This is a genomic window from Myxococcus faecalis (assembly GCF_050039385.1).
GTDB lineage: Bacteria > Myxococcota > Myxococcia > Myxococcales > Myxococcaceae > Myxococcus > Myxococcus fulvus.
This window is the reverse complement of record NZ_CP144336.1, coordinates 2,353,567-2,366,381: the sequence shown is the minus strand read 5'-3', so window position 1 is coordinate 2,366,381 and position 12,815 is coordinate 2,353,567. Positions and strand designations below refer to the sequence as shown.

Annotated in this window: 10 protein-coding genes; 5 read left to right on the top strand and 5 right to left on the bottom strand. The window is 69.0% G+C overall.

Annotation, left to right across the window (positions count from 1 at the left end; all coding sequences use genetic code 11):
- Positions 1–49: 49 nt before the first annotated feature.
- Entirely contained in the window at positions 50–808 is a 759-nt protein-coding gene (locus VZQ01_RS09265) for a 2OG-Fe(II) oxygenase (RefSeq protein ID WP_223750232.1), read from the bottom strand.
- 177 nt (positions 809–985) lie between these two features.
- On the opposite strand from VZQ01_RS09265, the gene VZQ01_RS09260 reads away from it, so the two are divergent.
- Positions 986–1,615 (top strand): TetR/AcrR family transcriptional regulator, encoded by a 630-nt coding sequence (locus VZQ01_RS09260; protein WP_426747594.1) that lies wholly within the window; start codon positions 986–988, stop codon positions 1,613–1,615.
- Complete coding sequence (locus tag VZQ01_RS09255) at positions 1,612–2,745, top strand: FAD-dependent monooxygenase (protein ID WP_426747593.1); 1,134 nt, start codon at positions 1,612–1,614, stop codon at positions 2,743–2,745. Before VZQ01_RS09260 ends, VZQ01_RS09255 begins: the two co-directional genes overlap by 4 nt.
- A gap of 60 nt (positions 2,746–2,805) precedes the next feature.
- Here VZQ01_RS09255 and VZQ01_RS09250 read toward each other — a convergent pair whose 3' ends face one another.
- Positions 2,806–3,681 carry an oxygenase MpaB family protein gene (locus tag VZQ01_RS09250; protein WP_426747592.1) on the bottom strand — a complete coding sequence of 292 codons (876 nt, stop codon included), beginning with the start codon at positions 3,679–3,681 and terminating at the stop codon, positions 2,806–2,808.
- Positions 3,682–3,961: 280 nt separating this feature from the next.
- Here VZQ01_RS09250 and VZQ01_RS09245 point away from each other — a divergent pair, with 280 nt between their 5' ends.
- Both VZQ01_RS09245 and VZQ01_RS09240 read left to right on the top strand, forming a co-directional pair.
- On the top strand, positions 3,962–4,213 hold the full coding sequence (locus VZQ01_RS09245) for a hypothetical protein (protein WP_426747591.1): 252 nt from the start codon (positions 3,962–3,964) through the stop codon (positions 4,211–4,213).
- Entirely contained in the window at positions 4,213–4,626 is a 414-nt protein-coding gene (locus VZQ01_RS09240; protein ID WP_426747590.1) for an Imm70 family immunity protein, read from the top strand. Before VZQ01_RS09245 ends, VZQ01_RS09240 begins: the two co-directional genes overlap by 1 nt.
- Positions 4,627–4,701: 75 nt before the next feature.
- Here the strand turns inward: VZQ01_RS09240 and VZQ01_RS09235 are convergent, their stop codons facing one another.
- A complete protein-coding gene (locus tag VZQ01_RS09235) occupies positions 4,702–5,910 on the bottom strand; it encodes a glycoside hydrolase family 19 protein (RefSeq protein WP_223785466.1) in 1,209 nt (402 codons plus the stop codon).
- A 574-nt stretch (positions 5,911–6,484) separates the two neighbouring features.
- On the opposite strand from VZQ01_RS09235, the gene VZQ01_RS09230 reads away from it, so the two are divergent.
- Positions 6,485–10,519: a PPC domain-containing protein gene (locus tag VZQ01_RS09230; RefSeq protein WP_426747589.1), complete on the top strand. Its 4,035-nt coding sequence runs from the start codon at positions 6,485–6,487 to the stop codon at positions 10,517–10,519.
- A gap of 94 nt (positions 10,520–10,613) precedes the next feature.
- Here the strand turns inward: VZQ01_RS09230 and VZQ01_RS09225 are convergent, their stop codons facing one another.
- Together VZQ01_RS09225 and VZQ01_RS09220 are read right to left on the bottom strand one after the other, a co-directional pair.
- Complete coding sequence (locus tag VZQ01_RS09225) at positions 10,614–11,303, bottom strand: TetR/AcrR family transcriptional regulator (protein WP_267697365.1); 690 nt, start codon at positions 11,301–11,303, stop codon at positions 10,614–10,616.
- 57 nt (positions 11,304–11,360) lie between these two features.
- Entirely contained in the window at positions 11,361–12,773 is a 1,413-nt protein-coding gene (locus VZQ01_RS09220) for an amidohydrolase family protein (protein WP_426747588.1), read from the bottom strand.
- Positions 12,774–12,815 lie beyond the last annotated feature (42 nt).

Sequence of the window (12,815 nt, the reverse complement as noted above, 5' to 3'; positions counted from 1 at the left end):
CCCTGCCTTCGTCCCTTCTCCTGCTCGCGTACGCGGGCGGGGGAAGAGGTTACGGGCGCGTGGGAGCCCAGATGGCGCTGTGGGGCTCCGGCGCGTCCGTGGAGACCTCCGCGGTGTAGAAGTAGGCGGCGACTGCGGCGCGACCGCGTCCCTCGGGACAGTCCAGTGGGGTGGGGTGGCCGTGCCAGTGGTCATCGCCGTGCGCCATCACCACCAGGCGGTCGAGCACCGGTGAGATGCGCGTCTCGCATCGCGTGAGGTCGGCGTTCCACAGCTCCAGGTCGCCGCCCCAGGCGGGCTGCCAGTCCGGGTTCAGGTAGTAGAGGACGGTGAGCCGACGGGTGAGCGCCCGGAAGCGGTCGCGGTTGAAGTCGGCGTGCAGCGCCAGGTGTCCTCCGCGCAGCGTGAGGTGCAGGCCAGCGCCCCGGAAGTGCGGGTCCGGGATGAGCCCCTGCACGCCGGTGACGGTCTCCAGGAAGTCGATGAACGACATGCCGGAGAACTCCGAGAGCAGGTGCCGGAGCGGGCCGGGGACGTCCTCGAACGCCTTGCGCTGGAGCTGTCCCAGCCGGGCCGCCTGCTCCACGTGGTCCCTGCGCTTCCACTGCGCGTCGTTCGCCCCCGGGAAGACCGAGGCCAGCTCGGACGCCAACCGCGTTCCGAGGAAGCCGTCGATGACGACGTGGGGATGGGGCTTGGCGACGCCGTAGCGGTCGCGATGGGCCAGCGCGACCGCCCGCAGCGCCGTGCGGTCGAGAAAGAAGCTCGGCCCCCTGAGCGGGCCTTCTTCGAGGGTTGCGACTGTCACCCGTCCTCCTCCGCCCGAGCAGGTCGGGCACGGCGCATCCCTACATCGCCGCCTCGCGAAATCCCACGCCAGCGGCACGCTCCTTCCTTCAACGCCCGGCGGGTCGCCAGCGCCTGCCCGTGTGGTTCCCGATGCGGTCCGGGAGCGAATCCCTGGAGATTTTGAACGCGTTCAATTATGAACCTGTTCAATATGTCCCTGCGGGAGCGAGCCAAGAGCGAGAAGTGGGAGCGCATCCGGGCGGCGGCGAAGCGGCTGTTCGCGGAGCGTGGCTATGAGGGGACGACCGTGCGCGCCATCGCCGAGGCGGCGGGCGTCGCGACGGGCACGGTGCTGGTGTACGGCGAGACGAAGGACGCGCTGCTGCACGAGCTGTGGCGCGCGGAGGCGATGCCGCTCGTGGAGCGGGCGGTGACGTCGCTGCCGGGGGAGGGGCCCTTCGTGGACCGGTGCATGCACCTGTTCTCGCCGCTGTTGACCCACTACGCGTCGCAGCCGGAGCTGGCGCGGGTGGTGGTGAAGGAGCTGCCGTGGCTCACGGGCGCCGCCGAGGAGCTGCATCGCCCGGCGCTGGCGAGGCTGGTGGGGGCGCTGGCATCGGTCGTGTCCGACGCGAAGTCGCGAGGTGAGCTGCGAGCGGAGGTGGACGGCGAGCGGGCGGCGGAGCTGGTCTTCGGCGTCTATTACGCGGCGGTGATGCGGATGCTCGTGCCGATGGCGGGCTCCACGGTGGCCACGGCGCGAGCGCGCCTTCGCCGTGACCTGGAGATGCTGTTCGTGGGGTTGGGTTCGAGGAGGTCATCGTGAAGGTCCTCGTGGTGGGGGGAGGAATCGGAGGGCTCGCGCTGGGGGCCGCACTGGCAAGGCGGGGCGTGGTGGCGGAGCTCGTCGAACGGCGGGCCTCCTATGGGGACGAGGGCGCGGGCATCGTGCTGGGCCCGAATGTGATGGCCGTGATGAAGGGGCTCTCGCTGCATGAGGCTGTCCTCGCCGCCGGGCATCCGGTGGGACTGGCGCGCATCACCGATGCGTCGGGGCGTGTGCTCCAACAGACGTCTTACTCCGTGTCGGGACTGTCGCTGCCGGCGACCACGCTTCATCGGAACAAGCTGCTCCAGGTCCTGCGCTCCGTGGCGCCCACACCGCGCCTGGGCGTGACGGTGATGGGCTTGCGGAGTGGGGCGGATGGCGTGGACGTCGAGCTCTCCGATGGAACAGCGGGGCGCTACGACGTCGTGGTCGGCGCGGATGGCATCCGTTCCATCGTGAGGGAGCACGTGTGCGGCGCCGAGGTGCACCCTCGCTACTCTGGTTACACGTGCTGGCGTGGCGTGGTGGAAGGGCACTTCGAGGACGCGGTGGTGGAGATGTGGGGAACGGGCAGGCGCGTGGGCGTGGTGCCGTTGGGTGAGCGGAAGTCCTATGTCTTCCTCACGCTCAATGCCCCGCGTCGTGCGCCGGCTCCGTGGAAGGACCTGGCCGGCTTCCAGGCGCTGTATGCCGGCTTCGCGGACCCGGCCCGTTCGGCGTTGGCGGCGTTCGGTGGGCTCGAAGGGCTGCTTCACAACGACATCGAGGACTGTTCGGCGCTGCGGTGGTGGAAGCCTCGTGTCGTGCTGCTAGGTGACGCGGCCCATGCGGTGACGCCGAACCTGGGGCAGGGCGCGGGGCTGGCCATCGAGGACGCAGCCGCGCTCGCGCAGCTCCTGGTGTCGATGGGGCCCACGGACGAGGCACTGGCCCGGTATGAGCAACTCCGCCGTCCGCGCGCGGAGCGGATTCGCGACCGCTCATGGATGCTTGGCCGGGTTGCGCAATGGGAGAACGGCCTTGCGCGGAGTGTGCGCGACACGCTGATTCGGTGGACGCCGGAGTCGGTGGCCCGCGCGGAGCTCGAGAAGGTCGTTCGCGACATGCCCGGTGTCCCCGTGGGGTGATGTGGACTTGCACCGAAGTCTTTGTTCCCGCAGAAGTTCCGGCGCTGACTGCCAGCCGTGTCAGAACAGCGGGCGTCCCTCGGCCAGCCGCCTGCGCACGTCCCGCAGTTGTCGCCGTAGCGGCGCTTCACGAATGGCGGTGGGGGCCAGACGCATGAAACCCGCCAGCCGTCGGTTGAACTTCTCGAAGGTCTGGGCGTCGGCCTCCGTCCACGGTAGCTGCATCAGCGTGCGGAACTCCGGCCCCAGGTAGCCAGCGACCAGTCGCTGCCGCAGCCGCAGGACGGGCGCGGGGATGCGGCGACCGAGATACTCGAGTCGCACGATCCGGCAGAGGTAGTCGCGCGTGCGCTCGTCCATCGTGAGCCCCGTGACCTCCGCCTGCCAGTACGCCTCGAAGTCGTCGCGGGTCGCCGGCCACGACTCGGGCGGCATCTGCAGGGTCGTGCCGAACACGCTCCCCTGCTGGTAGAACCGCTCCCGGAACTCGCCCTGAAGCGGGCCGTGCACGCGCTGGTACGCGTCCTCCGCGCCGACGTACAGGCACGCCGTCACCCAGCGCTGGTGCGCGGGGTCGAACGCGTTGTAGCCGACTGGATGCCCGGGCTCGGAGCGGACGCGCGCGTGGGAGACGTTCGTCGCCCGGCGTATCGCGGCGCGCTCCTCCGCCCCGCCGAGCATGGTCACCGCGAGGTACGCCAGCGTGGTGCGGGCCCGCCGCTTCGGGTTCTTGAAGAGGTTGCCCTCGTCGACCTTGCTCTCCATGACGCCGTAAGCGACGGCCGGCCGGGAGAGCTGCATGATCACGTTCGCCGTGCCGGCGGCGAGGATGAACCAGTTGGCCGCTTGTCGAAGCGCGTCGTTCTCTATGGCGTCCAGTTGCTGTCGCAGCTGTGCCTTCGTGGTCGAGCCTTCGGCCTCATCGCTCATGGTCATGAACGCACCTTGGTGCATGGGTGAACCGCGATTCACAAGTCACGGTGCACGGGGCAGTCGCTCTTCGGCTCCACGAGCGTAGCCATGAACGGCGCGGTGCGCTTATTGGCAGTTCGATGCTCGAGAACCGCCGCGGGGCGGACCGCCGAGGGCAAAGCCCAGTTCACGCCGAGCGACTCATGGTGCCCATGATTTTCACGAACAGGCCCATCCAGGGGGCGTGCCGCGCGTGGTAGGAGCGCCGGGGCGTCACCGTCAAACCCCTACCCGGCTCGAACCCATGACCTTCAAGTACACGCGACACCAGGTCCCGCGTGGGACGCGCCCTGATGCGGAGATCAACGACAAGCTCTACTTGATAAAGAAAGTGTCCGTCCTGCGCGCGACCTACCAAATCCGCCTCCTGGCGTTCAGGGCGGTGGAAATTCGCAAGCGGCTCGTGCTGGTGGTTCCAAAGCGCTGCAAGTTCCATTCGTCGCTCAAGACCCTGATCCGGACGACGGGACGAACCATCCAGCGGGAGGCGATGTAATGGGGCTCTATCTCTGTGTCTTCGAGGACGAGGAAGAACTGGAGGGCGTCGAGGTGGGCTCCTACGCGGACTTCGGCGAACTGCGGGACTACGTCACGCGCGAGCTGGAGGGTGGGATGCAGGGCTCCCGGTTTCCCACGCTCATCCTCCACTCGGACTGTGATGGCGAGTGGTCCGCCGCGGAGTGCCAGACGCTGCGGGATGAATTGACGACCATCGCCACGGAGCTGAGCGCTCGCCCCGGGGTCGCGTTCTATTCGGAGTGGCAACGGAACGTGGCGAAGTCCATCGGGCTGGTGCCGAAGAACGCGTTCGAGTCGTTCATCGACGTGGATGGGGAGTTCTTGCTGGAGCGGCTGCGGTGGCTGGCCGACTTCGCGTACCGGCAGCAGCTTCCCATCTTGTTCCAGTGATGCTGGCGCAGGCGCACCCGTGGGGTGAGGCCGTCGATTCTCCGGCCCCACTCCACGAGCGTTGGGACTTGCCTCTCAGCAGCCCAGGTTGCCTCCAGGACTCACGCCGAGCAGGTTGGCGATGTCCTGATACTTCTGGATGCGGCTCTGCACCTGCCCCGGGTTTCCACCGTTGCACTCCAACGTGCCATTGATGGTGCGGATGGTCTCACCGAAGCCGGCCCCGTTCACCATGGCGCTGTGCGCAGTCATGCTTCCGGCACCCGTCTGGGTGGTCCAGAACCAGAAGGCGGAGCGCCACGAGGCGTTCGCGTCCTGGGCCAGCAGGTCGGGGTTCGTGTGCAGGGGCAGGTTCAGCGCGGCTCCGGCGGCGCAGTAGTTGCCGTTCCAGGACAACTGGATGGGCCCACGGCCGTAGTACTGCTTGCCCGCGACGCAGTTGCACCCCGGCGGGCCCCAGGTGCCACAGTAGGGGCCACGGGCGATCTCCTCGATGTAGACATAGTTCCCGGTCTCGTGCGCCGTGTTGGCGAAGAAGGCCGCCACCTCGCGCTTGCGCGTCTCCAGCGAGCCTGTATTGGCGAAGGCCGGGAAGGTGCTCGCGGCGGCGATGAGGCTGCTGTAGGTGTAGAAGGGGTTCCGGTTCGGGAACATGGCGTTGAACGTGGATTCGCTCAGGATGGCCGCCAGCCCCGTGCCGCCGCCTCCATCGACACGGTCGAACGTCCAGCGCTGGTTCGTTCGCTGCTCGTAGGGGTACTGCACCAGCTCCGTGCCGTTGGCCGTATTGCCCCAGTACACGTCGATGGCCATGTCCGTGTGGCGGGCGCGGATGCTGAACTCACTGCCCACCTCCTTCACGAAGCGGAACTGCTGGTTCGTTCCACCTCCGTAGCTCCACTGGTGGACGAGCGCGTTCGCCGCGACGCTGGCCTCCTTGATGTCGAGCGCCTTGTTGCTGTTCACGTTGATGATGCTGAAGTAGCCGCCGGACGTCGGCGTGACGACGAAGCGCTGTGCATTGGTTCCATTGCAATCCCATTGCTGCACCTTGGCGCCGTCCGCCGTGCTCGACGAGGCGACGTCGATGCACTTGTTGGTCATCACCGAGCGGATGACGTAGGTACCCGCGGTGATGGTGTCGACGATGGCGGCGCTCTCCACCTGGCCCACCGGGTCGAGGTCCGCGGACGCTGGCTCGGCGCGCTCACAGCCTCCCAGAACGCTCAGGCCCCCACAGATTCCCAGCAACGCCAGACTGCGTGAAGCAAGATGGCCAGACATGATGGTGCTCCTTGTGGTCGACGGTTTCTCGGGCGCTCCACGCCAAGGGAGAGCGGAGGCGCTGGCTCCGGATGGCCGGGCCGCCAACATCATGCATAGAGCCGTAAAACATGATTAAGCCAATTAAGCCGCTGAGTGGGGAGCGTTGACCAGCAGACGCGCTGTGGCGGCGCAGGTCGACTGATGAGCAATGCAAATGTCCTGGGGTCGCAAGCCACTTCGGGAGCGTTCACCGCTTCCTGCTGCAGCCGCGCGATGAAGTCGCCGGGCACGAGATGGCTTCCATGCCATGGCGCCCAGTCCGGCCTGTGGATGTCGCGCGCTCGGAAGTCCGGTGGAGCTGGAGACCTCGAGAACCCGAGACGTCGAGGAGGTGGCCGTGTCCTCCGAGGGCGGCTCCGAGACCTCGTGAGTCCTCCTCGTCTGGAACACCCGGTGAAAATTCCTCGCGGCGCGACGCGACAATCCGCGCCCGGGTCCGTTCGAGGGTGACGGAAGCAAGTGTCACCTGATTGCAAATTCAAGCGGCTTCGCGGCCCTCACCGCGAGGCCCTGACTCGATTCGAGGACCCCTGTGAAAAGTCTTCAGCGCATCTTCCTGCTCGCGGGAGCGCTGCTCCTGTGGAGCGGCTGTCGTGGTGAGTCACCCGAGTCGGACCCGGATTCCACCGACGGCCATTCTCAGAAGCTGGTGGACGGAGTGCTCACCCCAGGCACACCCATCCCCTTCATCGCGGCCCCCACGGGCGGGCAGCGGCTCTACACGCTGGACGTCCCGGCCCACCAGAGCGCGGTCACCTTCGCCACGACGGGAGGGCCCGGCAACCTGGACATGAAGGTGGCCTTCGGCGCCGCACCGACGGCCACCACGGGTGATTGCACGTCCGCGGGAGCCGACAGCGTGGAGCGCTGCACCGTGTCCGGCCGCGATATCGCCGGGACCTGGTACGTGCTGCTCACCGCCACGAGCTCCTTCTCCAACGTGACGCTCACGGCCACCGTCTCCGCCTACGGCACGGGCGCCAGCCCCGTGCGCGCGCTCACCAGCGGCCAGGCCATGACGGCTGTGTCCGGCGTCGTGGGCGACTGGCTCATGTACTCGCTCCAGGTGCCCGCGGGGCAGACGCGGCTGAGCGTGGCGCTCTCGGACGGCACGGGCAACGCGGACCTCTACCTCCGGCATGGCTCCACGCCCGACCTCGCGACGTTCAACTGCCGCTCCAACACCTCCGGCAACACGGAGAGCTGCGAGGTGTCAGCTCCCCAGGCGGGGACCTGGTACGTCATGCTGCGCGGCTACACGGCCTTCAGCGGCGCGAAGCTCGTGGGCACGGTGGTGCCTCCCGTGACGGCGCTCATCAATGGCCAGCCGGTGACGAACCTCTCGGCGGCCAAGGACGCCATGCTCTTCTTCACGCTGGAGGTGCCCGCGCAGCAGGACTCCCTGAAGGTCACGCTCTCGGGAGGCACCGGCGACGCGGACCTCTACGTCAAGCGGGGCGGGAACCCCTCGACGACCAGCTACGACTGCCGCTCGTGGGCCACCGGCAACACGGAGACCTGCACGGTGACGGCGCCGGTGGCGGGGACGTACCACGTCATGGTGCGGGCCTACGCGGCGTTCAGTGGCGTCACGCTGCTCGCGCAGTCAGTGAGCCTGGAGCTGGCCGTTCCGCTGGTGAACGGTCAGGAGGTGTCCCGCCTCGACAGCGAATCGGGCGGGCCGTTCCTGTTCCGGCTGGATGTCCCCGAGTCTGTCGCCACGCTCTATTTCGAGGTGCCGTCCCTCTTCTTCGGCTCCTTCCTGATGACGGTGAAGTACGGCAGTCCGCCCGAGGGCACCGACTACGACTGCAGCCGGTCGAGCACCGGGAGCCGCTGCACCTTCGAGGAGCCTCGCGCCGGTGCCTGGTATGTCCGGGTGGCTCCGGAGTACCCGTATCGCAAGTTCGAGTACCTCTCGGTCCTGGGCCGCTACAAGGGCGTGGTCAGCAACACGGCGCTCACGAACCTCCAACAAGTGACAGGCGTGGGCGGCCACAGTGATGACCGCCTCTACTACACGCTGGAGGTCCCACCGGGACAGGCGCGGCTGGCCATCTGGGCGCAGGGCGGGACGGGCTCGGGCTACGTGTCGGCGCGACGTGGCAGCCGGCCCGTGCACGACGGCGGCTATGCCTGCCGGAAGTCCTTGCCGGGCTCGTGTGTCATCGACGCGCCGGCGGCGGGCACGTGGCACTTCTGGGTGGAGCCGGGCGGCTACGGCGACTTCGCGGGCCACACGCTCACGGCCGGCTACACCAGCGCCGTGCCCGTCTCCACCGGAGCGCTGGTGCTCGACCAGCCCTCGGCACCGTTCTCCGGCATGCCGCTGGAGGACCGGCTGTTCACCCTCCAGGTGCCGCCCCACCAGGTGAAGCTCGAGTTCACCCTGAGCAACCCCACCCTGGACGTCATGGTGGATGCACAGCCGGGCAGCCCGCCCCCCGCGACGGGCACCACGGGGTGCTTCATGCTCACGCCCTGTGTCATCGAGCGCCCCGCGGGTGGCACCTGGTACGTGCGCGTCCGCTCGCGCGCGGCCTTCACGGACCGCACGCTCACCGCGAAGGTGACCGCGCCGCTCCCCCTGTTCAACGGCGTCACCGTGAACGGCATCGCCGAGACCTTCCAGGGGACCTACTACCGCTTCGACGTACCGCCTGGGCGCACCGGCCTGACCTTCGTCACGCAGGGCTACAGCCAGGCGGACGCGAGCCTCTACGTCAAGCGCGGCGCCCTGCCGACGAACACGGACTACGACTGCGCCTCCACCCAGTCGTACTCGTCCTACGAGCGGTGCGACTACTTCGACCCCCAGGAGGGCCCCTGGTTCGTGCTCGTGCGCGTCACCAGCATGTGGCCGCCTCCGGGCTCGGGCTCCAACGCCTCCCTCGTGGCGAGGCACTCGGAGACGGGGCCCATCTCCTCCGTCGTCGCCGACACCGCGACGCCCGTGCCGTCCTCGGCGAACGTCTTCCGGACCTACCGCCTGGAGCTCCCCGAGGGCCTGCCCTATCTCCTGGTGGAGATGCTGGGCCGCCAGTACCACGACTCCGTCGGGCCGGAGCTCTGGATCCAGCACGGGGCCTATCCGACCGAGTTCTCCTACAAGTGCAAGGCCTGGCGCTCCTGTGACATCCCCACCCCCGCGGGAGGCGTCTGGTACATCACCCTGTCTGGCAGTACCGCGTTCAACGGCGCCATGCGCATCACCACGACGAACCGGGAGGCGCGCGCGCTGGTCAACGGCATGTGGGAGCAGCCCGTCCAGAACGTCCCCGTGTCCACCATGACCGTCTATCGGCTGGAGGTCCCTCCGGGCGCGAGCCACCTCAACTTCAACCTGAAGGGCGAGGGCACGCTCACCAGCGACGCGAACCTCTACGTGCGCTACGGTGCTCCGCCGACCACCTACAGCTACGACTGCGCGTCGAGGAACGCGATGGGCAGCGAGGAGAACTGCGACTTCGTCCAGCCTCGCGCCGGCACGTGGCACGTGGGGCACTGGACGCAGACGGTGACGAACCTGTCGTCCATGGCGCGCCTGTCGGGGACGTACTCGATGACGCAGGCGGAGGGGATTGCCCCGCTGTCGTCCCACGTCGCGCTCACCGGCCTGACGGCGGAGGGCGGCTCGCAGCAGGTGTGGCGGATGGAGGTCCCTCCGGGCCAGGGCCTGCTGTGGTTCGGCACGGGGAACGGCGTGGGCAACCCGACCCTCAAGGTGAAGTTTGGAGGTCGGCCGGTGGGCAGCGTGAGCGTGGACTGCACCGGCTCCACCACCACCCACGGACGGGTGTGCGTCATCCCCAACCCGAGTGCGGGAACGTGGTTCGTGTCGCTCACGGGGACGACGCGGTATCGCGGCCTGTCGCTCACCGGCGGCATGCTCGCCGCGCAGACGGTGACGGCGCTCACCAATGGCGTGCCCCTGCCCAACCTCGTCATCAAGCCGGGCCAGCCCCAGTTCTTCACGCTGGAGGTGCCGGCGGGGGAGACGGAGCTGCTCTTCGAGGTGTCCGGCCAGCAGGCGGCGACGACGGGCGACCTGGCGGTCTTCCTCGCGAAGGACGCGCTGCCGACGACGGCGAGCACGCGCTGCGCGGAGCCCACCGCGGGCACCGTGCGGTGTCAGGTGTCGGCGCCCGATGCGGGCACCTGGTACGCGCTGGTGAGGTCCACCTCGGCGACCTTCACCTCGGCGCGCGTCGTGGGCTTCCATGCCCAGCAGGTGGACGCCGTGTCGCTGGTGCGCAGCGGCACCTATACGAAGGGGCTCACCGCCTCGTCCGCGCTCGCGAGGACCTTCAAGGTCATGGTGCCCCCGGGCATGGACCACCTCGCGGTGGAGGCGGCGGGCATGGACACGGGCTCTCCCGCGGGCGCGATGAAGGTCGCGGCGCGCAAGGACAGCCCGCCGACGGCCACGGAGTACGGCTGCATGTCGTCGGACTTCCGCAGCTACAACTCCTGCTGGGTCTTGGACCCCGAGCCGGGCGTCTGGTACGTCACCATGACTCCCTCCGGTGCCTATCGCGACCTGGCGATGTTCGTGGAAGCGCTGTAGCGCGCTCCGGCGCACGCGGGGGGCGCGAGATGCGCGGCGCCCCCCGCCGTTCGTCCGCGCCCTGGACGTCGGCTTCAAACGTTGAGCCGTCCGACTATCGCCCCCGGGGCTTCCTGGCGCGGTGTTGCTCCAGTCGTCGGCCGATTCCCTCCAGCATGAAGTCGAGGCTGTTCTGGAACTCGGCCTCGACATCGAGGGTCCGCATGCGCGTCAGCGTCTGCGCCACACCCGGGTAGTCCTTGGCTGGGAGCGCGAGGGCGGCGGCGTGGAAGCGCTGGAGGGGAGGGGGCGCATCCTCCTGCCTCGCGGCCCACTGCTCCTGGCGACGGATGGTGCCCGCGAGCCAGGAGAAGAACGTGTTGTGCAGGTCCCCCGCCTCGTGCCACGGCACGCCCGCCTCGTGCAGCTTCGTGACGGTTCTGTCCAGGACGACCAGCGCCCCGTGCACCGCGGGCCCTTCTTCCAGGAGGAAGTCCATCACCCCTCGATGCTCCAGCCCCAGCGCGCGCACCCGCATCGCCACTTCACGCAGCCAGTCCAGCGGCGCGAGGCTGGCGTCGGGGAGCACGAGCTGCTCGAAGATGTGCTCCACCACGTGGGCCACCAGCGCGTCGCGGTCTCCGACGTGGTGGTAGAAGGCCATGGGCGTCGCGCCGAGCCTGTCCGCCAGCGCGCGCATCGAGAGGTTTCGCAGCCCGTTCTCCCGCACGAGCTTCGCGGCCGTCTCGATGACGAGCGGACCGGACAGCCGAGGAGGCCGCCCTCTCGGTTTGGGGGTCTTCACTCCCGCGAACGTAGTCGGCTTCCAGGGGCGCGCAACCGGCTTCTGGGCCTCGTGTCGTCAGCGCGTGACAGTCGTGCCGGGTGCACGTCCCGCGCCCAGGTCCCAGTGCTCCTCCAGCCTCGCGTGTTCGGCGAGGAGCGCCGACATCCCGCCGACCCGCTCGAGCACCGCGTCGCGGGCCCGCAGCACCTGGCGTCGGACACCGGACACCTCCGTCCCCAGGAGGACGCCTCGGTGCTTCACGAGCTTTCCGCGCACCATCACCGACTCGACATTTCCCGCATGCGCCTGCATCACGATGGCGTCTCGCGGAGCCCCCAGCGGGCTCAGGTTCAGCGAGTCCGCCGAGAGCACGACCAGGTCCGCCTGCTTCCCGGGGCGCAGTGAGCCCGTGACGGCCCCCAGGCCGATGGCGTCCGCCGCGTCCTGCGTCACCATGCGAAGCAGCTGGCGGGCCTTCAGGTCCAGGCGTCGAGGCAGTCCCGCGAGCGCGTTCGCGCGTCCCCGCTCCGACTGGAGCGCGAGCCGCATCGCCGTGAACAGCTCACCCCCGTTGCTCGCCACGACGTCACAGCCCAGTGTGGTCCTCACCCCCGCGCGCAGGGCGCGCCCGACAATGGGGAACCCCATGCCCATCTGCAGCTCCGACTCCGGCGTCGCGCTGATGGAGCCGCCGTTGTTCGCGATGCGCGCCAGGTCCTCGTCACTGCTGAACGTGCAGTGCACGAAGAGGAGGTCCGGGCCGAGCAGCCCTTCACGCGCCAGCTGTTCGACCTCGCTCGGCCCCGTGACGGGCCACGCCGAGCAATGCAGGCTGATGGGGACTCCCAGCGCGCGCGCCGTGTGCACCTCCGCGCGGCTCTGCTCCCAGGGGACCTGCATCTCGGTGAGCGCGATGCCCAGGCGCACCCGGCTGGAGTCCGAGGACAGGGGGCCGGCTCGCAGTCGGCGCGCATCCGCGAAGCGATGTTCGAGGGAAGGGAAGGCCGGGCTCGGCGTGGGGCCCGGCGCGAAGCCGTAGGCGAAGAGGGCCTGGATGCCGGAGTCCTGGAGCCCCTGGAGCGCCGCGTCCGCGTGCTCCGGCGAGCTGATGCAGTGCGAGTAGTCGACCAGCGTGGTGATGCCCGCGTCGAGCGCCTCGAGCGCCCCCGCGAGCGTCCCCGCATGGAGGTCCTCGGGGCGGAACACCGGGGAGAGCTTCACGCGGACCGCGGCAAGGTAGTCCATCACCGTCCAGTCCGCGCCCAGCCCCCGCAGCGGCGTCTGCCAGGTGTGTCGATGCGTGTCGATGAGCCCCGGCATCACCAGCTTCCCGGTCAGCGGCAGCACCTGACATCCCTCCGTGCTCAAGCCGCGCCCCATCGCGACGATGAGGCCGTCCTCGATGAGGAGGTCACCGCACGGGAGGTCTTCGTGCTCGGGGTCTCCCGTCACCACCGTCGCCCCCTGGAGAAGCCAGCGCTCCGCCATGCGTCTCTCTCCCGGGCCACGTCGTCGGCCCCATGACTCGTT